Annotated in this window: 19 protein-coding genes and 1 riboswitch; of the genes, 15 read left to right on the forward strand and 4 right to left on the reverse strand. The window is 64.9% G+C overall.

The window, feature by feature from the left end:
* Positions 1–118: 118 nt before the first annotated feature.
* Complete coding sequence (gene trhA, locus D1Y85_RS02575) at positions 119–739, forward strand: PAQR family membrane homeostasis protein TrhA (RefSeq protein WP_124149549.1); 621 nt, start codon at positions 119–121, stop codon at positions 737–739.
* 237 nt (positions 740–976) lie between these two features.
* Positions 977–2,587 carry a DEAD/DEAH box helicase gene (locus D1Y85_RS02580; RefSeq protein ID WP_124149434.1) on the forward strand — a complete coding sequence of 537 codons (1,611 nt, stop codon included), beginning with the start codon at positions 977–979 and terminating at the stop codon, positions 2,585–2,587.
* A gap of 161 nt (positions 2,588–2,748) precedes the next feature.
* Here the strand turns inward: D1Y85_RS02580 and D1Y85_RS02585 are convergent, their stop codons facing one another.
* Positions 2,749–3,264: a hypothetical protein gene (locus tag D1Y85_RS02585; protein ID WP_185218875.1), complete on the reverse strand. Its 516-nt coding sequence runs from the start codon at positions 3,262–3,264 to the stop codon at positions 2,749–2,751.
* 93 nt (positions 3,265–3,357) lie between these two features.
* The gene (locus D1Y85_RS02590; protein WP_124149435.1) at positions 3,358–4,191 is read right to left on the reverse strand and encodes a ferritin-like domain-containing protein; all 834 of its coding nucleotides are present in this window, start codon (positions 4,189–4,191) and stop codon (positions 3,358–3,360) included.
* 776 nt (positions 4,192–4,967) lie between these two features.
* Between D1Y85_RS02590 and D1Y85_RS02595 the strand changes: the two genes are divergently transcribed.
* Positions 4,968–5,165: a hypothetical protein gene (locus D1Y85_RS02595; RefSeq protein WP_124149436.1), complete on the forward strand. Its 198-nt coding sequence runs from the start codon at positions 4,968–4,970 to the stop codon at positions 5,163–5,165.
* A gap of 266 nt (positions 5,166–5,431) precedes the next feature.
* Here D1Y85_RS02595 and D1Y85_RS02600 read toward each other — a convergent pair whose 3' ends face one another.
* A complete protein-coding gene (locus D1Y85_RS02600; protein WP_185218876.1) occupies positions 5,432–5,809 on the reverse strand; it encodes a hypothetical protein in 378 nt (125 codons plus the stop codon).
* 226 nt (positions 5,810–6,035) lie between these two features.
* On the opposite strand from D1Y85_RS02600, the gene D1Y85_RS02605 reads away from it, so the two are divergent.
* On the forward strand, positions 6,036–6,722 hold the full coding sequence (locus D1Y85_RS02605) for an HAD family hydrolase (RefSeq protein WP_124149437.1): 687 nt from the start codon (positions 6,036–6,038) through the stop codon (positions 6,720–6,722).
* 216 nt (positions 6,723–6,938) lie between these two features.
* Here D1Y85_RS02605 and ribB read toward each other — a convergent pair whose 3' ends face one another.
* Positions 6,939–7,676 (reverse strand): 3,4-dihydroxy-2-butanone-4-phosphate synthase, encoded by a 738-nt coding sequence (gene ribB / locus D1Y85_RS02610; protein ID WP_124149438.1) that lies wholly within the window; start codon positions 7,674–7,676, stop codon positions 6,939–6,941.
* A 163-nt stretch (positions 7,677–7,839) separates the two neighbouring features.
* A riboswitch (FMN riboswitch) is annotated at positions 7,840–8,030 on the reverse strand.
* A gap of 481 nt (positions 8,031–8,511) precedes the next feature.
* On the opposite strand from ribB, the gene miaB reads away from it, so the two are divergent.
* From miaB to D1Y85_RS02670, 11 genes are all read left to right on the forward strand, one after another.
* Positions 8,512–9,861: a tRNA (N6-isopentenyl adenosine(37)-C2)-methylthiotransferase MiaB gene (gene miaB, locus D1Y85_RS02620; protein ID WP_124149440.1), complete on the forward strand. Its 1,350-nt coding sequence runs from the start codon at positions 8,512–8,514 to the stop codon at positions 9,859–9,861.
* A 37-nt stretch (positions 9,862–9,898) separates the two neighbouring features.
* Positions 9,899–10,996, forward strand: a complete 1,098-nt coding sequence (locus D1Y85_RS02625; RefSeq protein WP_124149441.1) for a PhoH family protein — start codon at positions 9,899–9,901, stop codon at positions 10,994–10,996.
* A gap of 25 nt (positions 10,997–11,021) precedes the next feature.
* Entirely contained in the window at positions 11,022–11,483 is a 462-nt protein-coding gene (ybeY, locus tag D1Y85_RS02630) for an rRNA maturation RNase YbeY (protein WP_124149442.1), read from the forward strand.
* A 26-nt stretch (positions 11,484–11,509) separates the two neighbouring features.
* On the forward strand, positions 11,510–12,220 hold the full coding sequence (locus tag D1Y85_RS02635) for a gamma-glutamylcyclotransferase (protein ID WP_124149443.1): 711 nt from the start codon (positions 11,510–11,512) through the stop codon (positions 12,218–12,220).
* A gap of 270 nt (positions 12,221–12,490) precedes the next feature.
* Positions 12,491–13,384, forward strand: a complete 894-nt coding sequence (locus D1Y85_RS02640) for a CorC family transporter (protein ID WP_124149444.1) — start codon at positions 12,491–12,493, stop codon at positions 13,382–13,384.
* Positions 13,385–13,619: 235 nt separating this feature from the next.
* Positions 13,620–15,353 (forward strand): apolipoprotein N-acyltransferase, encoded by a 1,734-nt coding sequence (gene lnt / locus D1Y85_RS02645; RefSeq protein ID WP_124149445.1) that lies wholly within the window; start codon positions 13,620–13,622, stop codon positions 15,351–15,353.
* Between the two features lie 349 nt (positions 15,354–15,702).
* Positions 15,703–16,710 (forward strand): glycine--tRNA ligase subunit alpha, encoded by a 1,008-nt coding sequence (glyQ, locus tag D1Y85_RS02650; RefSeq protein WP_124149446.1) that lies wholly within the window; start codon positions 15,703–15,705, stop codon positions 16,708–16,710.
* A gap of 17 nt (positions 16,711–16,727) precedes the next feature.
* Complete coding sequence (gene glyS / locus D1Y85_RS02655; protein WP_124149447.1) at positions 16,728–18,827, forward strand: glycine--tRNA ligase subunit beta; 2,100 nt, start codon at positions 16,728–16,730, stop codon at positions 18,825–18,827.
* A 28-nt stretch (positions 18,828–18,855) separates the two neighbouring features.
* Positions 18,856–19,419: a D-glycero-beta-D-manno-heptose 1,7-bisphosphate 7-phosphatase gene (gmhB, locus tag D1Y85_RS02660; protein ID WP_124149448.1), complete on the forward strand. Its 564-nt coding sequence runs from the start codon at positions 18,856–18,858 to the stop codon at positions 19,417–19,419.
* Between the two features lie 77 nt (positions 19,420–19,496).
* On the forward strand, positions 19,497–20,258 hold the full coding sequence (locus D1Y85_RS02665; protein ID WP_124149449.1) for a lysophospholipid acyltransferase family protein: 762 nt from the start codon (positions 19,497–19,499) through the stop codon (positions 20,256–20,258).
* A gap of 79 nt (positions 20,259–20,337) precedes the next feature.
* Entirely contained in the window at positions 20,338–21,186 is an 849-nt protein-coding gene (locus tag D1Y85_RS02670; RefSeq protein ID WP_124149450.1) for a M48 family metallopeptidase, read from the forward strand.
* Positions 21,187–21,356: the final 170 nt, after the last annotated feature.

The raw sequence follows: 21,356 nt of genomic DNA on the forward strand, positions 1-21,356 counted from the left end.
TCGGGCGCGCGGGCAGAGGAAGGCTGGCACCCAATTATTCAGTTCGCCGCCCGCGCAAACGATGCAAGCGAGGAAGCAAGCGCAAGGCGCCGCACAGGCAGAAGAAGAAGGAGTCGGTATGCACGTTGGCGAGCGCCTGAACAGCGTTACTCACCTCGTGGGCGCGATGTTGTCGTTAGTGGGTCTTGTTTCGCTCGTCGTGCTCGGCGCGCTCGATCACGACGCTTACAAGATCGTGGCCTTCAGCGTGTACGGCGCAATGCTGTGCGCCCTGTACACCATTTCGACGCTGTATCACGGTGTTCGCGGGCCACGTCTGAAAGCGATTCTTCAGAAGTGTGATCACGCTGCGATCTATCTGCTGATCGCGGGCAGCTATACTCCGTTCGCGCTCGTCAGTCTGCGTGGGCCGTGGGGCTGGTCGCTGTTCGGTATAAGCTGGGGACTGGCTGTCCTCGGCATCGTGCAGGAACTGACCCTCGGCCGGCGTACGCGTGCGCTTTCGATGGTCCTGTATGTCGTGATGGGCTGGCTCGGCGTGGTCGCGGTCCGCCCATTGTTCGAAGCGTTGTCGGCTGCCGGCACCGCGTGGCTAGTCGTCGGCGGCGTCATCTACAGCGCCGGCATTTATTTTTTCGTCAACGACGAACGCATCCGGCACGGACACGGTATCTGGCACCTGTTCGTACTCGCGGGAAGCGTCTGTCAATTCGTCAGCATCGCGCGCTACGTCGCGTGACGTGTCTTTGAGCGAAGCCATCGCGCGGCGGCCGCAGTGTCCGCAGCCCCGCGATGCAACTTAACGCCAGCCGGCGAGTCTTCTTAGACCGCCGACCAAGCGGCGCGCGCACTGGCGCGCCGTCCTTTAACGCGAGAACGCCGGTACCCGGAGTCCACCCCGCGTCCGCTGCCACGCTCCGCGCGCGCATGTGCGCCGCGCTTTGCCGCTCGCGCCACCGCAATACATCGAGTTTTTATGTCCTTTGATTCTCTCGGCTTGTCCGAACCGCTGGTCCGCGCTGTCAACGAACTAGGCTACACCACCCCCACTCCCATCCAGTTGCAGGCGATCCCCGCCGTGCTGAACGGCGGCGACCTGCTCGCCGGCGCCCAGACGGGCACCGGCAAGACCGCCGGCTTCACGCTGCCGATCCTCCAGCGCCTCACCGACATGCCATCCGCCGCGGGTGGCAAACGCGTCGTACGCGCCCTCATTCTCACGCCGACGCGCGAACTCGCGGCGCAGGTGGAAGAAAGCGTGCGCGCTTACGGCAAATACCTGAAGCTCAAGTCGACTGTGATGTTCGGCGGCGTCGGCATCAATCCGCAGATCGACGCACTGAAGCGTGGCGTGGATATCGTTGTCGCGACGCCGGGCCGTCTGCTCGATCACATGCAGCAGAAGACCATCGACCTCTCGCAGCTCGAGATCCTCGTGCTCGACGAAGCGGACCGCATGCTCGACATGGGCTTCATCCACGACATCAAGCGCGTGCTCGCGAAGCTGCCGCCGAAGCGCCAGAACCTGCTGTTCTCGGCGACTTTCGCCGACGAAATCAAGGCGCTCGCCGACAGCCTGCTCGATTCGCCCGCGCTCATCGAAGTCGCCCGCCGCAACACGACGGCCGAAACGGTCGCGCAGAAGATCCACCCCGTCGATCGCGACCGCAAGCGCGAGTTGCTCACGCACCTGATCCGCCAGCACAACTGGTTCCAGGTGCTCGTGTTCACGCGCACGAAGCACGGCGCCAACCGGCTCGCCGAGCAGCTGGAGAAGGACGGCATCAGCGCACTCGCGATTCACGGCAACAAGAGCCAGTCGGCACGCACGCGCGCCCTCGCCGAGTTCAAGGACGGCACGCTGCAGGTGCTCTGTGCGACCGACATCGCCGCGCGCGGCATCGATATCGACCAGTTGCCGCACGTCGTCAACTTCGATCTGCCGAACGTGCCCGAGGACTACGTCCACCGGATCGGCCGCACGGGCCGTGCGGGCGCAACGGGCGAAGCGGTGTCGCTCGTCTGCGTCGACGAGCACCAGCTGCTGAAGGACATCGAAAAGCTCATCAAGCGTGCGGTGCCGCAGGAGGTCATCGCGGGCTTCGAGCCGGACCCGAACGCGAAGCCCGAGCCGATCCTGCGACGCGGCCAGGGTGGCGGCGGCGGGGCACGCGCGCCGCGTCAAGGGCAGGGCCAGGGGCAAGGCCAGGCGCGCGGCGCCGGTCCCCGCGGGCAAGGCGGCAAACCAGCTCAGACGCGCGAATCGCGTGAGTCGCGCGGCGAATCACGTACTGAAGCGCGCAACGGCGGTGGACGCGGCGGCAAGGATGGCGGCAACGGCGCGCAACGAACGGCCAAGCCTGCGGGTGGTGCTCGTCCGGTGAAGGCGCAAAGCCCGGGCGCTGGCGCATCGCGCGCGGAGCACACGCGGCGAGAGAGCACCGTCGATCACGACCGCTCGCGTGGCGCGGCCCACGATGGTGCAGCCGGCCGCGCGCCGCGCAAGCCGCAGTCGAACCCCGGCGCACTGCTCGGCGGCCGTCCGGGCGGCGATGCGCGCCGCAACGGCGGACCGCGCGGCCGCTGATCGGGTTTGCAGGGGGACGGCGTGAGCCGCCCCGCTCGCTTTTCCAGACTGGAGCGAGTGCGGCTTTTTCTATTGCCGCCTCTGGTCCTCTTTCCCGCTAGCGCTATGTCTTTGCACGGGCGAGGTCATACGACACCGCCCTCTCTACCGGCAGCGAGGCTTCACTCGCCCGCTGCCTTCAACCACTCGACCTGCGCGCTCCATCGACGCAAAGTCGCCTCGCGCTCGTGTTCGTCAAGCGTGAACACGATGCCCGCATCGAGCCTCGCGTACGGCACGCGCTGCGCTTCGCCCGACACGATCGTTGCTTCGAAGCAGGCAAGCCCGCTCGCCTGAGCCGCGGCTGACCCGATCGGCCTCACACCGAGCTGGACCTGATAAAACGCGCCGTCGAACACAAAGGTCAGCGCCGCGCGCGCACCCATTGCGAGCGCTTTCGACGCCCTCGCATGTGCCCACAGCACGAACCGCAACGAATGTGGCCCGGGTGCGTACAGCTCACCGATGCCAAGCAGCGATGTACCCAAACGGCCATCGTCGTGGTGCGTCAGGAGCGACGCCGTGAATCCCGTCTTGTCCGCGAGTGAGTGGCCATCGAACCAGGACAACAACCCGGCTGGCCAAACGTCGAACTGCAACGGCTCCGCACGATGAACTTCCGGGCCCATATCGCTCATCGTCCTCATCCTCTCGTCGTCGACGCGCGAATAAAGCCGCGCAAAAGAAAAGGCCCGCGACGTGACGGGCCTGTCGGCTATACGCGCGGTGCTTCAGCGGAAGAACACGTGCTGCGTGAGCTTCGCGAGCGGATAGTGCACACCGGGCTGGATCTTCGCCGGAATGTCCAGCGGCTTGAGCAGCATCTTCACGCACATATCCGCGGACAGATTGTGCCGCACCAACCGGCTCACGCGTGAAGTCAGTTCGCGGCTCCACACGGGATCATTCACGCGGTCCGGATAGCGGAAGGCGAACACGTGGCGCAGCGCGATCTCCGAATCCTCGTTCTTGATCTCCATCACGCGGCGAAGCAGTGCGCCGAGTACCGCCAGCCGGCCATGGCCCTCGATCTGGTTGTACTTCTTGAAGTAGTGGAAAAAGTGCTTGTAGTGACGCACTTCGTCGGTGCGGATATGTTCGGTGATCTCCTTGAGCACCGGCTCGTCCGACCATTCACTGATCGCCCGGTAGAGCGTGGCTGTACCGGTCTCGACTACGCAACGCGCGACCATCTCGAGCGCACGCGTTTTTTCGAATGCCTCATAGGAGCAAGTCTTCGAATACTCCTCGAAGAAGTTGCGAAACGCAGTGTCCCAGTCGAATTCAGGCCACACGTAAAGAATGTAAGTCTTCAACGCACGGCCATGCTGCAGTTCCTCAGGCTCCCACTCGGTGTTCAGCCATTCGGAAACGTCAGGGTCGCCGTTGAAGAACACACTCAGGTTGCTGGTGTACAGGTCGGATCCGCTTTCGATGAACGAAGACGCGCACAGCAGCAACAGCAGATCTTCGTTCGCAGCGGCACGTTGTCGATCGATTCGTGTGAGATCGATATCTTCGATTCGCCACGGCAGCATATGGCCGGGCTCAATGAAATCACGCATTTATTTGTGCTCCGAATGCGGTATCTGTGCTCGCGCTGAGCGCGGCTTTCGGTTCAAGCCCGGTGCGCTTGCGTCGTGAGAGTTACCAGACATCGTTGATCCATCTTAGCTGTTGTTTCGCCAGGTTGCAGTCAAAGAGCACAGACCGCTCCCGGTCCCTGCAGTTCCGGGAATAGACGCCCTGAACAGGCCCCGCAGCAAGATCATGCGCCGACCGTGATGCGGTCCACTGTTCACCGGGCCGCATGCATAAACGGCGAAAGTGGCGCCGCGGGTTGCGCTTCGGGTTGCGTAGGTAAACGAAAAAAATGATGCGGACGGTCCCCGCGCTTGATCAGGCGACGTGTGCCGATGCTCGGCAGCCGCTGGTCACGATGCCTCGTCGAACCGCCACCGCGCGCGTATTGCGCAGACGAACCATGCGCCGCGCATTGTCGCGCCGCAGCAGGCACCTGAAGTGAAATCAAGGATCTGGCTGCACGCAGTACCCGCTGCCGGAGCGCGCCGATGTCAAACGGAAAATTTTCCGGATGTTGTTTGAAGAACGCGGTGCTGTTGACTACACTCCAGTTCCCCGTCGCCGATCACGGGCCGGACAGCGTTTGGGCCTTTTTGGCCTCTTTGGGCCGTCGATAAGACCTGCCGGAACCGGCCAGCATGTCCAGCGCGCGATCTGCACGGTTGCAGGCTTTCGCTCACACCCACCGCATTCCTGTCGCCGGGCCGCCCCGCGGGCCGCTTACGGCGACCTCTGATGCGGCAACACGGAGAGAACGATGCTGAGTCCGCACGAATTCGCCACCTTGCTGCTAGTGAAGGACGCCCCCAACCAGATCGACATGGAACGGGAAGAACTGGACGCCCTCCTCGAACGACAGCTCGTCCAGCTGGAGCGGCTGGCTTCCGGCCTCCAGCAATGGCGACTCACCGAAATCGGGAACTCGGCGTTGCGAGCCATTAAACGGTGTTCATAGGCAGGTGAGGCTCCCGCCCCCCTGCTTTCGTCAACTCTTTCGACACGCGCGGACGCCGGGATACGTCCGCCGAATGGTTTCGTCGAGCCCATCCCCGATGCAGGCGCACGGCAGTAGACGTACGCGCCTGCAGTGCATGGTCACGCGGACCCGCGCGCTTCATGCCCGCGTGACCACTTTTTCGTCCGGGTTTTTGTCCGCGCCGGTTTTTCGCCGGCGCTGGTTTTTTGTCCGCGCGTTCGCCGGATGACCGCCGTTTACCTCGCTCAACCCGCCCGCAACGTGGGGTCGGCCGCTGCGCGCCATGCGATAGCCTGCGCCCGCTGTTCGTTGAGCCAGGCGACCCACTGGTTGCGCACCTGCGGATCACTGCTCGTGCCGAGCGTCTTGTAGTGCTGCGCAAGCGCGGCCTGGAACTCGCAGAACTGGTCCTGCGGCAACCTCCCGCGACGATTCGCGACGAATGCATCGAATGTCGCGAAATAAACGGGCTCTGCGTACGCACCGAAATCGACGGGCTGACGTCCGCACATCTGCTGCAAGGCGACGAAGGACGGCGCCCGTCCACCGCCCTCGAGCCCCCCTGGCGTGCTCACGCATCCCGCCAGCAGCGCTGCCGCGCCGATTATCGCCAGTCCACGCATGTTTGCCCCCGTCTTCACTTGAACGACTGATGACTGTCTGTTGGTGCAGCTATTCTCGCACTGCCCGCGGCGCGCGACATCCTGGCCATTCGGCCGGGTGTGCCGCGTGTGTCCGGGCGCTCGGGAAGCGCGCGCAAAACACGTATCATGGCGGTTTCATCCTTGCTGCGCCCTGTAAAGGCGCTCCTCATCTGGCGCTTTGCCGCCCTGCCATTTCGCTTTACCCATGATCGACCACCTCATCTGCGACTGTGACGGCGTACTCGTCGACAGCGAAGTCATCGCCGACCGCGTGCTGTTCGAGACGCTCACGCGGACCTTTCCCGATATCGATTTCCGCGCCGTCGTGAAATCCGCGTTCGGTCAGCAGACGTCGCGCTTTCTCGACGACGTCGCGAAGCGCTTCAGTCTCACGATGCCCGACGATTTTCTCGACACCATCGAGCACAACGTCGATGCTGCGCTCGCCGCGTCGGTAAGCCCGATCAATGGTGTGCGCGACGCGTTGCGCCAGATTTCGCTGCCCGCAGCCGTCGTGTCGAACAGCCGTTTCGCGCGTGTGAGTGCGTCGGTGCGCCGCGCCGGGCTCGACACGATCTTCGGCGCGCGCATATTCAGCGCCGACCAGGTCGCGCGGCCCAAGCCTTATCCCGATGTCTATCTCTTCGCGGCGGAACAGCTCGGCGTGGAACCGTCACGCTGCATCGTCGTGGAGGACAGCGTCTCTGGCCTGAATGCCGCACGCGCAGCAGGCATGAAGACGATTGCGTTCGTCGGCGCGAGTCACATCCCTGCCGGCTACGCAAAAGTGCTGCGCAACATGGGCATCAGCCGGATCATCGAACGGATGGAGCAGTTGCCCGCGCTCGTCGCGGCGGGCGTGCGCGGGGAATTCGGCGACGTGCAGTCGTAAGCGCGCAGCGCGACACAGCAGCGCATCGCGCAGACATAACGGCGACGGCGGTTGCGCCAAAGCGCGTAGCGCAGCGGCACGCCGTGCGGCGCCCGCCCGCGGCACGCGGCACAGCATGCATACCGCGCGACCCGATCGCGACCGGCAACGCCGACGCACGCTGCGCGCTTCATCGCCTGTTGACCCAGCGACGCCGTGCCGCCAGACGAAACCCGATCAGGCCGGTTCCGCGCACCGCTCGCGCGCCGCTGCCAGCGCTTCACGGAACTCGACCAGTTCCGCGATCGTAAGCATCGGCAGGTCGTGCAGCTTCGCAAATCGATCGACCTGGTCGCCGCGCGCCATCGTCCCATCCGGATTCATCAGTTCACACAGCACGCCCGCCGGTGCGAGACCCGCGAGCACTGCCAGATCCACAGTACCCTCGGTGTGGCCACGGCGCGCCAGCACGCCGCCCTGCTGTGCGCGCAGCGGGAAGACATGGCCGGGGCGCACGATGTCGGCAGGTTTCGCGTTCGGCGCGATCGCCGCGCGAATCGTCGTCACACGGTCGGCGGCCGAAACGCCCGTGCTCACACCGTCACGCGCCTCGATCGACACCGTGAATGCCGTGCGGTTGCGGCTTTCGTTGTGCGACACCATCGGCGGCAGTTCGAGCGCGCGCACTTTCTCATCGGAGAGGCACAGGCACACGATGCCGCTGCATTCGCGGATGAACAGCGCCATCGTCGCGGTCGTGAGGCATTCGGCGGCGACGATCAGATCGGCCTCGTCCTCGCGGTCGTGGTCGTCCTGGAGGACGACCGGACGGCCTTCGCGCATGGCCTGCAGCGCGGCCGCAATGCGCGGCGGCACCGGTTCGGTGTCGAGCAGTGGAAGATCGTGGATGGCGTCGAGCGACTGCCCGACTGAGGAAACGACTGACGAAACAGCGGCGGTACGGGTAAAGGACATGTGAAACGCTCCTCGCAAGAGTTGGGCGAAAAACGTTTCAGGGCATTGCAAACAGACAGGCCGCCCTGTCGCGCGTATCGGGGACGCACGCGCAACGCGCCCAAAAAAGGGCACGTCCGCACGTGGCCGCGAAGCCGCAACGGCTGGGCAGGCTAGACCATCTGCACATCTTCTTTCATCCGGACTCTGACCGTCGGCTCTGGCTTCGCACCAGATCTGCTGACCCCGCGCGCCGATGGCTGACACCACCGGACTGAAACACTCGCGCGGGCGCTCGCGGGCTCGCTGGCCTTGCCTTGCGGCGCTGGCCGGCATACCGCCGGTGGGGAATTCCACCCCGCCCTGAAGACGTACTGATTGCCGGATCGACCGGCGCGCAAGAGGATACAACAGGCGCTGGCATCGTGCAGCTTTTGGAAGAATCACCCGACAAGCTCCGCGGGTTTTGTGCCCTCCGGGTATGGTTGCACCCGCAACGCCGGCGTTCATGGCGGCCGCCGCGTCGAAATGCGGCCTGTTCAGGGAGGGAGGGCGGGCGGCGCAAAAGGTATAATGCAACGTTGCGCTGAAGTCGGTGGGGATCGTCGAAAAGGCGATCAAGGGCAATCGAAATTGCAGTCAAAAAAACGTGACGGAACCCCAGAATCCGTCGCAGAAAGCCGTGGAAAAAGCGGCCGTGGAAAAAGCGGCCGTGCGAAAAGCAGATAACGAGCACGCGACCCGAACGGTCGTGGCCGCCCCACCACCCGGTTCAGCGAAGTTTTTATCACCGTAGTCCAGCGTTACAGCGACCGGACGACGCCCCCAGGTCAACCACTGCGAACGGCGAATCCCGATGAGCAAGAAAGTTTATGTAAAGACCTTTGGCTGCCAGATGAACGAGTACGACTCCGACAAAATGGTCGACGTACTCGGCGCCACTGAAGGCCTCGTGAAGACCGACACGCCCGAAGACGCGGACGTGATCCTCTTCAACACCTGCTCGGTGCGCGAAAAGGCCCAGGAAAAGGTCTTCTCCGACCTCGGCCGCGTGCGCGAGCTCAAGGAAGCGAATCCGGATCTGCTGATCGGCGTGGGCGGCTGCGTCGCGAGCCAGGAAGGCGCGTCGATCGTCGCGCGCGCGCCGTATGTGGACCTCGTGTTCGGCCCGCAGACACTGCACCGCCTCCCGCAGATGATCGACGCGCGCCGCGCAAGCGGTCGTCCGCAGGTCGACATCACATTCCCCGAAATCGAGAAGTTCGACCATCTGCCGCCCGCGCGCGTCGAAGGTCCGAGCGCGTTCGTCTCGATCATGGAAGGCTGCAGCAAGTACTGCAGCTACTGCGTCGTGCCGTACACGCGCGGCGAGGAAGTGTCGCGCCCGCTCGACGACGTGCTGACCGAAGTCGCCGGACTCGCCGACCAGGGTGTTCGCGAAGTCACACTGCTCGGCCAGAACGTGAACGCATACCGCGGCGCGTTGACGGCGGGCTCGCACGACATCGCCGACTTCGCCACGCTGATCGAATACGTCGCCGACATTCCGGGCATCGAACGCATCCGTTACACGACTTCGCATCCGAAGGAGTTCACGCAGCGCCTGATCGACGCCTACGCGAAGGTGCCGAAGCTCGTGAGCCACCTGCACCTGCCGGTGCAGCACGGCTCCGACCGTGTGCTGATGGCGATGAAGCGCGGCTACACCGTGCTCGAATACAAGTCGTTGATCCGCAAGCTGCGCGCGATCCGTCCGGACCTGTCGCTGTCCACCGACTTCATCATCGGCTTCCCGGGCGAAACCGAAGACGACTTCGAGAAGACGATGAAGCTGGTCAACGAGATTGGATACGACACAAGCTTCTCGTTCATCTACAGCCCGCGTCCTGGAACGCCCGCCGCGAACCTCCACGACGACACGCCGCGCGAAGTGAAGCTGAAGCGCCTGCAGCACCTGCAGGCGACGATCGAAGAGAACGTGCAGCGCATCAGCCAGTCGATGGTCGGACGCGTCGAACGGATTCTCGTCGAAGGCCCGTCGCGCAAGGACCCGGGCGAGCTGTCCGGCCGCACCGAGAACAATCGCGTCGTCAACTTCCCGGCGCCGCTAGCTTCGCACGCGCGCCTCATCGGCCAGATGATCGACGTGAAGATCAATCACGCGTATCCGCATTCGCTGCGCGGCGAGCTGATGCTCGCGCAATAACCGGCGCGCGAACCCTGAACCGGAGTTCACCGATACCTTGAAGAATCAACAGCAGCATCTGGAATTCAACGCGCCGCGCGACGACAATGCGCGGCTCGCGAATCTGTGTGGCCCGCTCGACGAGAACCTGCGGCAGATCGAACAAGCGCTCGACGTGACGCTGTCGCGTCGCGGCCACCGCATCGCGATCCGCGGACGCGGTGCGAAACTCGCGCTCGCCGCGCTCGAGAACTTCTACAACCAGGCGCGCGATCCGCTCTCCGTCGACGACATCCAGCTCGCGCTCGTCGAGGCCCGCCATCCCGCCAGTTTCGGGGGCAATCAGGCACGCGAATCGCGCAAGCCGGGGAACGGCGGAAACGGCGAAGAACCGATCGACCCGCGTTTTCGCGGCGACCCCGATCATCCATTCGACGAACCCGTGGACGAGAGCATCGACGCCGAAGAGCTCGGCCCGAAGCTCTACACGCGACGCGCCGACCTGCGCGGCCGCACACCGGCGCAGCGCGAGTACCTGAAGCAGATCATCTCGCACGACGTCACGTTCGGCGTCGGGCCGGCGGGCACCGGCAAGACCTATCTTGCGGTCGCGTGCGCCGTCGACGCGCTCGAACGCGATCAGGTCAAGCGCATCGTGCTCACGCGTCCGGCCGTCGAAGCGGGCGAGCGTCTCGGCTTCCTGCCGGGCGATCTCGCGCAGAAGGTCGATCCGTATCTGCGTCCGCTCTACGACGCGCTCTACGACCTGCTCGGCTTCGACAAGACCGCGAAGATGTTCGAGCGCCAGATGATCGAAATCGCGCCGCTCGCGTACATGCGCGGGCGCACGCTCAATCACGCGTTCATCATCCTCGACGAAGCGCAGAACACCACGCCCGAGCAGATGAAGATGTTCCTGACGCGTATCGGCTTCGGCTCGAAGGCGGTCGTGACGGGCGACACCACTCAGGTGGATCTGCCGCGCGGCCACAAGAGCGGCCTCATCGAAGCGCAGCAGGTCCTCGCGAACGTGCGAGGCATCGCGCTCACGCGCTTCACGAGCGTGGACGTTGTGCGCCATCCGCTCGTTGCGCGTATTGTCGAGGCCTACGACGCCCACTCGAAGAAAGACGAAGGCAACGGCGACGCACGCTGAACGCCAGCCACACGTCGAGCGCTCCATGGCCCCCTCACCCAAACTCAAACTGACCGTGCAGTTCCCCGCCGCGAAGGCATTTCCGCAACACAAGGCGATGCTGCCGCGCGCGACCGTCGCGGCGTGGGTCAAGGCCGCGCTTTTCGCCGACGCCGAGTTGACCGTGCGCTTCGTCGACGCCGACGAAGGCCGCACGCTCAACCGCACGTATCGCGGCAAGGACTACGCGACCAACGTGCTCACGTTCGCCTACGCGGAGAGCGAGGACGATCCGGTCACGGGCGACCTGATCCTGTGCTGCCCGGTTGTCGAGAAAGAGGCTGCGGAACAGGGCAAACCGCTCGCCGCGCACTACGCGCATCTGCTCGTGCACGGCACGCTGCATGCGCAAGGGTACGATCACGAGGACGAGGCCGAAGCCGAGGAGATGGAGGGGATCGAAACGGAGATCCTCATGTCGCTCGGTTATCCGGATCCGTACAAGTAAGGCGACCCACTCACGCCCGACACGACATGAGCGCGAACGCATCCGACGAAATCCCCGTTCTGCAGCCCGATGGCGGGCAAAACCGCGGACGAAGCGGTGAACGAAGCGGCACGTCGGCTGCGCCCTGCGACGGATACCCGCCGGCCCTCGGTGAATCGCGCCTTCTCACCGAAACCGAACTGCGCACGTCGCTCGACTCCACGCTGGAAGACTGGGACCGCACGGGCGACCTGTGGCTCTTCGGTTATGGCTCGCTGATCTGGAACCCGGGGCTGCCGACGGTCGAGAACGTGCGTTCGCGCGTGTATGGCTATCACCGCGGGCTCTACCTCTGGTCGCGAGTGAACCGCGGCACGCCCGAGCAGCCGGGTCTCGTGCTCGCGCTGGACCGTGGCGGCTCGTGCGCGGGCGTCGCGTTCCGGCTGGCGGCCGCTGGCGTGATGCCGCATCTCGAGGCGCTGTGGCGACGCGAAATGCCGATGGGGTCGTATCGTCCTGCGTGGGTGCCGTGCACGCTCGCGGACGGGCGGCGCGTGGCCGCCCTCGCCTTCGTCATGCGCCGCGACGTGGCCGCCTACACCGGCAAGCTCCCCGATGAAACCGTGCGCACTGTGCTTGGCTGCGCATCGGGTCGGTACGGAACGACGCTGGACTATGTGCGCCGCACGGTGGATGCATTGCGTGAAAGCGGTATCCGCGACCGCGCGCTGGAGCAGTTGCTCGCGCGGTGCGTGTGACAGCAGTCCCCATCACCTGAATCGCTACCGTGCTTCCGTTCGGCGAATGGGAGCAGTGGCCCGTCAAGCGGGCCGACCGGGACGCCGAAAACAAGGCCCGGTGCGAGCCGCACCACGCCATTCGCGCCCGGCGGTCCGAGCGGGCAAGCACTATCTGCGTTAGCATGAACTGGCCGCCGCACCCCCGACACAGACGCGCCACGCACATGATGTATCCTTAACTTTTAGCAACAACGCGCCTCACCCGGGACGGGCTCAAGGCGCACCACCATGAACGACTCTTATCCCAGTCGACGACAAACCGACAAACCGCAGGAAAAGCGCTCCCTCCTCGAGCGGCTGACCGACTTCATCTCGCCCGAGCCCGACTCGCGCGGCGAGCTTCTGGAAATCCTCCAGGACGCGCACGAACGCAATCTGATCGACGCCGATTCGCTGTCGATGATCGAAGGCGTGTTCCAGGTGTCCGAGCTGTGCGCGCGCGACATCATGGTGCCGCGAGCACAGATGGACGCGATCAACATCGCCGATAGTCCTGACGAATTCATTCCGTTTGTGCTGGAAAGGGCGCACTCGCGCTATCCCGTCTACGACGGCAATCGCGACAACGTGATCGGCGTGCTGCTCGCCAAGGACCTGCTGCGCTACTACGCCGAAGAAGAGTTCGACGTGCGCGGCATGCTGCGGCCGGCGGTGTTCATCCCCGAATCGAAGCGGCTGAACGTGCTGCTGCACGACTTCCGCATGAACCGCAATCACATTGCGATCGTCGTCGACGAGTACGGCGGCGTCGCGGGCCTCATTACGATCGAGGACGTGCTGGAGCAGATCGTCGGCGATATCGAGGACGAGTACGACTTCGACGAGGAAAGCGGCAACATCATCGCGTCGCCGGACGGACGCTTCCGCGTGCGCGCGCTCACCGAGATCACGCAGTTCAACGAGGTGTTCGGCACGCATTTCTCCGACGAGGAAGTCGACACCATCGGCGGTCTGGTCACGCATCACTTCGGACGTGTGCCGCATCGCAGCGAGAAGGTTCGCATCGGCGATCTGATCTTCGAGGTGCAGCGCGCCGACGCCCGCCAGGTCCACATGCTGCTCGTGCGTCGCGACCCGATGGCCGGTCAGCGCGAGAGTGAACTGCAGCCGCAGGGGACCTGAGCGGCTCGCGGCAGCCACGCAGGTCGTCCGCCAGTTGCACGTGCCACGCGGCACGGTGGCGACCGCCGCGGCGCGAATCGAATGCCCGGGTGCCCGAAATCAGGCATCGCGGGCATCGAAATCCGACACATGAAAGTGCTATCGTTGCGCTCGCCCTGCACGAGCGCGTCAGACGCGCCGTTGGCGTCGCATCAGCATACGTCGAGCAACCGCGCGTAAAGCGCATCCCGATTCCATGGCCGAACCGATTGATTCCTCAGCGCGTGAAACCGCGTCCCGCAACGCCGCCAGCGGTGCGAGCGGCAGAAACGGCGCCGCGCGCCGCACACTGCCCGCCTGGCACTATCTCGGCGCCGCCGCGCTCGGCGCGCTGAACACACTCTCGTTCGCGCCGACGCCGAACGGTGGCTGGCTCGCCATCGCGATCTTCGCCGCGTTCTACCTGTGGCTCACGCGGACGGCCGGCTGGAAGAGCGCGCTTTTCACCGGCTGGGCATTCGGCTTCGGCAATTTCGTCACCGGAGTCTGGTGGCTCTACGTGAGCATGCACTTTTACGGTGGCATGCCCGCACCGCTCGCGGGTGCAGCGGTCGCGCTGTTCGCCCTCTATCTCGGACTGTATCCCGCGCTCGCGGCCTGCATCTGGTCCTTCTGCGCGGGACACGCAAGCAACGGCCGCGCGGGCGATCGACCGTTCTCGCCCACCTGGCACGGCGCCTTCGCATTCGCGAGCGCGTGGGCACTCGGTGAATGGGCGCGCGGCTATGTGTTTACGGGCTTTCCGTGGCTCTCGATCGGTTATACGCAGGTGGACGGTCCGCTCGCAGGATTCGCGCCGATCGCCGGTGTGTATGGGGTCGGCTGGGTGCTTGCGCTGATCGCGGCGCTCGTCGTAGAGGCGCTCGTGCGCGCGTGGGCGCTGAAGCACCAGTCTTCCGGTCATCAACCCGACGCGACCGCGCAAGCGCACCCGCGCGCGCCGCGTGTCGCAGTTGTCGTGCCGGCAGCCGCGGCGCTCGCTTTGATCGCCACGGGGCTGCTGCTGACCAACGTGTCATGGACGCAACCCGCCAACACGCCGCTCAACGTGCGGCTCCTGCAAGGCAACGTGAAGCAGGACATGAAGTTCTCGGAAGCCGGCATGAACGCCGCGCTCGACGAGTTCCAGAAGCTGATCACCGAAAAGCCGGCCGATCTCATCGTCACGCCCGAAACCGCCATCCCGGTCCTGCTGCAGGAAATGCCCCAGCCGTTCGCGCGCGCCATCCGCCACTTCGCCGATTCCACGGGCACCGCAATCCTGTTCGGCGCGGTCGGCGGCACGGTGACGCAGGACGGTCGCGTCGTCGATTTCACGAACAGCCTCTTTGGCATCACGCCAGGCCAGCCGGGTCTCTATCGCTACGACAAGCACCACCTCGTGCCCTTCGGCGAATTCATACCGTGGGGCTTCCACTGGTTCGTGAACCTCATGAATATCCCGCTCGGCGACTTTGCGCGCGGCGCACCCGTGCAGCCGCCGTTCCTCGTCCACAACCAGCCGGTGGCCGCCAACATCTGCTATGAGGACATATTCGGCGAGGAGATCGCGCGCACAGTACGCGAGAATCCGACCGCGCCGGGCGTGCTCATCAACTCGACGAACCTGGGCTGGTTCGGCAACACCATCGCGCTCGACCAGCATCTGCAGATGGCCCGCATGCGCTCGCTCGAAACCGGCCGGCCGATGCTGCGCGCGACCAACACCGGCGCGACAGCCGCCATCGACGCCCGCGGCCGCGTGATCGCGCGCCTGCCCGTCTACACGGTGGGCTCGCTCGACGTGCGCATCGAGGGTACGACGGGCTATACCCCCTACGTGAGAACCGGCAACAACACGGTGATTGCGATTTCGCTGTTGATGCTCGCGTTCGGCTTCGCCTTCGGGCCAGGTCGGCTCGGGCGCGGCAAGGCCGCGGACAAGCGCTAAGGCACGCGCCCTAGCGGCGCGGCGGTGTCGCGGCGTGCCCCTGGCCGCCCTGCCACCGCCGGGCACGCCGGCCAGGACAAGCGTTCGCACGAACGGTGTTTGCGCCCCTGGCGGCCCCGGAATACCGGTCCAGGTCTCAACGCCCCGGCAATCCGGTAAAATTCATCGTTTTAGCACCAGGCCGCCTCCCGGCCAGGGCCACCGGACGGCGCGGCGCGTAACCGCAAGCAACAGCGTTACGCAAATGCGGAACGCAAAAGCGGCACGCACCAGCGCGCAACGTCGGTGCGCTGCCGGAGCCGCCCGCATCTGCACCCAAAGACTGCCCCAAAGACACTGCAGGCACTTCATGCTCACGTTTCAGCAAATCATCCTGACGCTCCAGTCTTACTGGGACAAGCAGGGCTGCGCACTGCTCCAGCCGATCGACATGGAAGTCGGCGCCGGCACGTCGCACGTCCACACCTTCCTGCGCGCAATCGGCCCCGAGCCGTGGCGAGCCGCCTACGTGCAGCCGTCGCGCCGCCCGAAGGACGGCCGCTACGGCGAGAACCCGAACCGCCTGCAGCACTACTACCAGTACCAGGTCGTGCTCAAGCCCGCGCCGGAAAACATCCTCGACCTGTACCTCGGTTCGCTCGAAGCACTCGGCTTCGACCTGAAGCAGAACGACGTGCGCTTCGTCGAAGATGACTGGGAAAACCCGACGCTCGGCGCCTGGGGTCTCGGCTGGGAAGTGTGGCTAAACGGCATGGAAGTCACGCAGTTCACGTACTTCCAGCAGGTCGGCGGCCTCGACTGCAAGCCGGTGCTCGGCGAAATCACCTACGGTCTCGAACGGCTCGCGATGTATCTGCAGAAGGTCGAGAACGTCTACGACCTCGTCTGGACCGAGTGGGAAGAGCAAGGCCCGAACGGCCCCGAACTGCGCCGCCTCACCTACGGCGACGTTTATCACCAGAACGAAGTCGAGCAATCGACCTATAACTTCGAGCACGCGAACGTCGACCTGCTGTTCACGTTCTTCAATGCCTACGAAGGCGAAGCGAAGCGGATGATGGAGCATCAACTCGCCCTGCCCGCCTACGAACTCGTGCTCAAGGCCGCTCATACGTTCAACCTGCTCGACGCGCGCGGCGCGATCTCCGTCACGGAGCGCGCGGCGTATATCGGCCGCATTCGTGCGCTGTCGCGCAGCGTCGCGCAGGCGTACTTCGAATCGCGCGAAAAGCTCGGCTTCCCGATGCTCGGCAATCCGGTGCACGGCGTGCCTGGCCTCACCACCGACGAACAGGACGCCGCGATGCCCGCCTGGGCGCCGCCGCTGAAGGTCGAACGCAAGTTCGCCGAGGAATGACCGGATTTCCGACAACAATGACCCAAGCTCATCACGCCACTCTCCTCGTCGAACTGCTGACCGAGGAACTGCCGCCGAAAGCGCTCGCGCGCCTCGGTGATGCGTTCGCCGAAGGCATCGCGCAGCGCCTCGCGGCGCGCGACCTGATCGAAGGCGAACTCTCATTCGAACGCTATGCCACGCCGCGCCGCCTCGCCGTGGCGATCAAGAACGTGCGCAGCGTCGCGCCGGAAAAGCAGGTTCGCGAAAAAGTGTTGCCGGTATCGGTTGCGCTCGACGCCAACGGCCAGCCCACCGCGCCGCTCGCGAAGAAGCTCGCGGCGCTCGGCTTCCCTGACTTCCCGGTGAGCGACCTCGAGCGCGCCTCCGATGGCAAGAACGAAGCGTTCTTCCTTCATTACGCGGCGCCGGGCGCTACGCTCACCGACGGCCTGCAGGCCGTGCTCGACGAAGCGCTCACGAAGCTGCCGATTCCGAAGGTCATGACGTACCAGCGCCCGGACGGCAGCAACGTCCAGTTCGTACGTCCGGTGCACCGCCTCACGGTGCTGCACGGCGACACGGTCGTGCCCGTGACGGCGTTCGGCATCGACGCCGACGACACCACGCGCGGCCACCGCTTCCTCTCCGAAGGCCCGATCGCCATCACGCGTGCCGACGATTACGCGTACACGCTGCAGCACAAGGGCTTCGTGATCGCGAGCTACACGGACCGTCGCGAATCGATCCGCTCGCAACTGATCGCGCAGGCGGGTAGCGACCAGGTCGTGATGCCCGACGCGCTGCTCGACGAAGTGACGTCGCTCGTCGAATGGCCGGTTGTGTACGCATGCAAATTCGAGGACGAGTTCCTGCAGGTGCCGCAGGAATGCCTGATCCTCACGATGCAGACGAACCAGAAGTACTTCGCGCTCACCGACGCCGAAGGCCGCCTGCGCTCGCGCTTTCTGATCGTCTCGAACATCGCGACCGATACGCCGGTCGAGATCGTCGAAGGCAACGAGCGCGTCGTGCGCCCGCGTCTTGCCGACGCCAAGTTCTTCTTCGAGCAGGACAAGAAGAAGCCGCTCGCGCAGCGCGTGCCGCTGCTCGCGAACGTCGTCTATCACAACAAGCTCGGCTCGCAGCTGCAGCGCGTTGAGCGTCTCGAAGCGCTCGCCGGTGAAATCGCACAGATGTGCGGCGCCGACGTCACGCTCGCGAAACGCGGCGCACGCCTCGCGAAGGCCGACCTGCTGACCGACATGGTGGGCGAGTTCCCCGAGCTGCAAGGCACGATGGGCACCTACTACGCGCGTCACGACGGCGAACCCGAAGAAGTGGCGCTCGCGTGCTCGGAGCACTATCAACCGCGCTTCTCCGGCGACGCACTGCCGACCACGCCCACGGGCACGATCGTCGCGCTCGCGGACAAGCTGGAGACGCTCGTCGGCATCTGGGGCATCGGCCTCGCGCCGACCGGCGAGAAGGACCCGTTCGCGCTGCGCCGCCACGCACTGGGCGTGCTGCGCATTCTCATCGAAAAGCAGTTGCCGCTCGACCTCGTCGCACTGCTGCGCGCCGCTTACGCGCAATTCGCGAACATCGCGACGGTGACCGATTCGACCGACGCGATCTACGAGTTCTGCATGGACCGTCTGCGCGGTCTGCTGCGCGAGCGCGGCCACGCACCCGCTGAAATCGACGCGGTGCTCGCGCTCAATCTCACGCAACTTGACGATGTCGTCGCGCGCCTCGACGCCGTGCGCGAATTCGCGTCGCTCGCGGAAGCCGCGTCGCTCGCGGCGGCGAACAAGCGCATCTCGAACATCCTCAAGAAGTCCGAAGGTGTCGACGACGCGGCCATTCAGATCGCGCTCTTCGTCGAAGCGGCCGAAAAGGCGCTCCACGCCCAGCTCGAACAAGTCGCGCCGCGTGTGCAAACGCAGCTCGCCGCACGCGAGTACACGGGCGCGCTCACGGCGCTAGCAGCACTGCGCGAAACCGTCGACACGTTCTTCAACGACGTGATGGTCAACGCCGAAGACCCGGCGCTGCGGGCCAACCGCCTCGCGCTGCTCAAGGCGTTGCATCGCCAGATGAACAGCGTCGCGGACATCTCGCGACTCGCCGCGTGATGCGGCACTCACGTAACTGAGCGACGCCATGCCGACCAGTTCCAGCAGAAAGCTGGTGATCCTCGACCGCGACGGCGTGATCAACCTCGATTCCGACGCGTTCATCAAGTCGCCGGGCGAATGGGTCGCCATCCCCGGCAGCCTCGAAGCGATCGCGCGCCTGAACCAGGCGGGCTATCGCATCGCGGTGGCATCGAACCAGTCGGGCATCGGCCGCGGCCTCTTCGACACGGCTGCTCTCAACGCCATGCATGCGAAGATGCACAAGCAACTCGCTGCCGTGGGTGGACGCATCGACGCTGTGTTCTTCTGCCCGCACACGGCGCTTGACCAGTGCGACTGCCGCAAGCCGAAGCCCGGCATGCTGAAGATGATCGCGGAACGCTTCGAAGTCGATCCTTCGGTTACGCCGGTCGTGGGCGACGCGCTGCGCGACCTGCAGGCCGGCGCCGCGCTCGGTTTTCCCACGCACCTCGTGCGTACCGGCAAGGGCGAAAAGACGCTGGCCGCGGGCGACCTGCCCGAAGGCACGCAGATCCACAACGATCTGCGCGCGTTCGCTCTGGACCTCCTCGCGAAAGAGTCCGACTGACCCGACCCGACGCTAACCCAACGGCCACGCGGCGCGCCCAAACCACGCGCCGCACGCCCTACCTCCTGGCCCGATCGATGCGCTTTATCCGCTCCCTGCTGCTGTTCATCTACTTCGTCGTGTTCACGGTGCCGTATGCCACGGCGTGCATCGTCGCATTCCCGTTCCTGAGCGCGAACCGCCGCTACTGGATGGCCGTGGGCTGGTGCCGCACCACCCTCTTCGTGGCGCGCTGGCTCACGGGTATCCGCTATCGCATCGAAGGCATGGAGAACCTGCCAGACGGCGCGGCGGTGGTCCTCGCGAAGCACCAGTCGGCATGGGAGACGATCGCGCTCCCCGCGCTGATGCCGCGGCCAATGTGCTATGTGTTCAAGCGCGAACTGCTTTACGTGCCGTTCTTCGGCTGGACGCTCGGCATGCTGAAGATGGTTCACATCAACCGGAAGGAAGGCAAGCTCGCATTCAATTCGGTGACGCGCCAAGGCAAGCTTCGCATGGCCGAGGGCGCATGGATCATCATGTTCCCGGAAGGCACGCGCACACAGGTCGGCAAACAGGGGAAGTACAAGACCGGCGGAGCACGCCTCGCGGTGGAGACGGGCGCGCAGGTCATACCGGTCGCGCACAATGCGGGACACGTCTGGCCCCGCAACTCGTTCATCAAATATCCTGGTATAGTCACGGTGTCGATCGGCAAGCCTATCGACACGGCCGGACTCTCGCCCGATGAGGTGAACACGCGTGTCGAAAAGTGGATCGAGACCGAAATGCGGCGCATCGATCCCGACGCGTATCGCGCGACGGAAAACGCGTCTGCGAACACGGCGCGGATCTGAAGCGCGCGGGCTGCCCAGCGACGTGCGCTTCATCGGCCTGAAAGCGCGTACCACCCGCTCAAACGCACGAGACCTGACGATGCAGAAGTCCCCCACGCCGCGGCCCTCCGCGGCGCTCGACAACCGTCAACTCGATCTGCCGCTCTTCGCACAGCCGGCTTCCCCCGCTACACCCCTTACACCTACCGCTACGCCGCTTGCACCGGACGGCACGAAGCTGCGCTCGATCGTGCTGGGCGCGCGGACGCTGCACTATCGGCTCAAACGCTCGTCGCGGCGCTCGATCGGATTTGCGATCGACGGCACCGGGCTCGCAATCACGGCGCCGCGCTGGGTCACGCTTACGGATATCGAGAATGCCATCGCCGAGAAGCAGCGCTGGATCTTCGCGAAGCTTGCTGAGTGGCAAACGCGCGTGGAGCAGCGCGCGCTGCCGCGAATCGAGTGGGGTGACGGCGCCGAAGTGCCCTATCTCGGCAAGCCGGTGCGGGTGACACTCGGCGCGCGGCATCTTGTCTTCGACGAGACGACGCGCGTGCTCGCGCTGCCGCTGCCGCCACACGCGGATCCGCAGCAGATCAAAGACCGCGTGCTCGGATGGTTGCAAGGGGAAGCCAGGCGGATTTTCGGCGAGCGGCTCGCGGTCTATGCCGAGCGGCTCGACGTGACGTTTCGCTCATATGCGCTTTCTTCGGCGACGACGCGTTGGGGTAGTTGCTCAAGCGAAGGACGGATCCGGCTCAACTGGCGGCTGGTGCACTTTCCGCTTTCTATCGTCGACTATGTCGTCGCGCATGAACTTGCTCATCTGCGGGAGATGAATCACAGCCCCAGGTTCTGGCAGACCGTCGAGTCGATTTTTCCTGAGTTTCGCGAGGCCAGGAAGGCGCTTAAGCAGCATCCGCCGGAGATGGTGCCGGGGGTGTGAGCAAAGTCTGTGGCGACGCGAACAATAAACTTCGTTTGACGATGCCCGTAACGCTCGCTACGGTCGCTGACGGTAACCAACGTTTGAGCCGCGACAGCCTGCCCCTGCGCAGCAAGAATCGGGGCATTCACGGAAACAGTCTGGAAGAACACAAGTACGAACGCCGTCGC

Source organism: Paraburkholderia dinghuensis, from assembly GCF_003837865.1.
Taxonomy (GTDB): Bacteria; Pseudomonadota; Gammaproteobacteria; order Burkholderiales; family Burkholderiaceae; genus Paraburkholderia; species Paraburkholderia dinghuensis.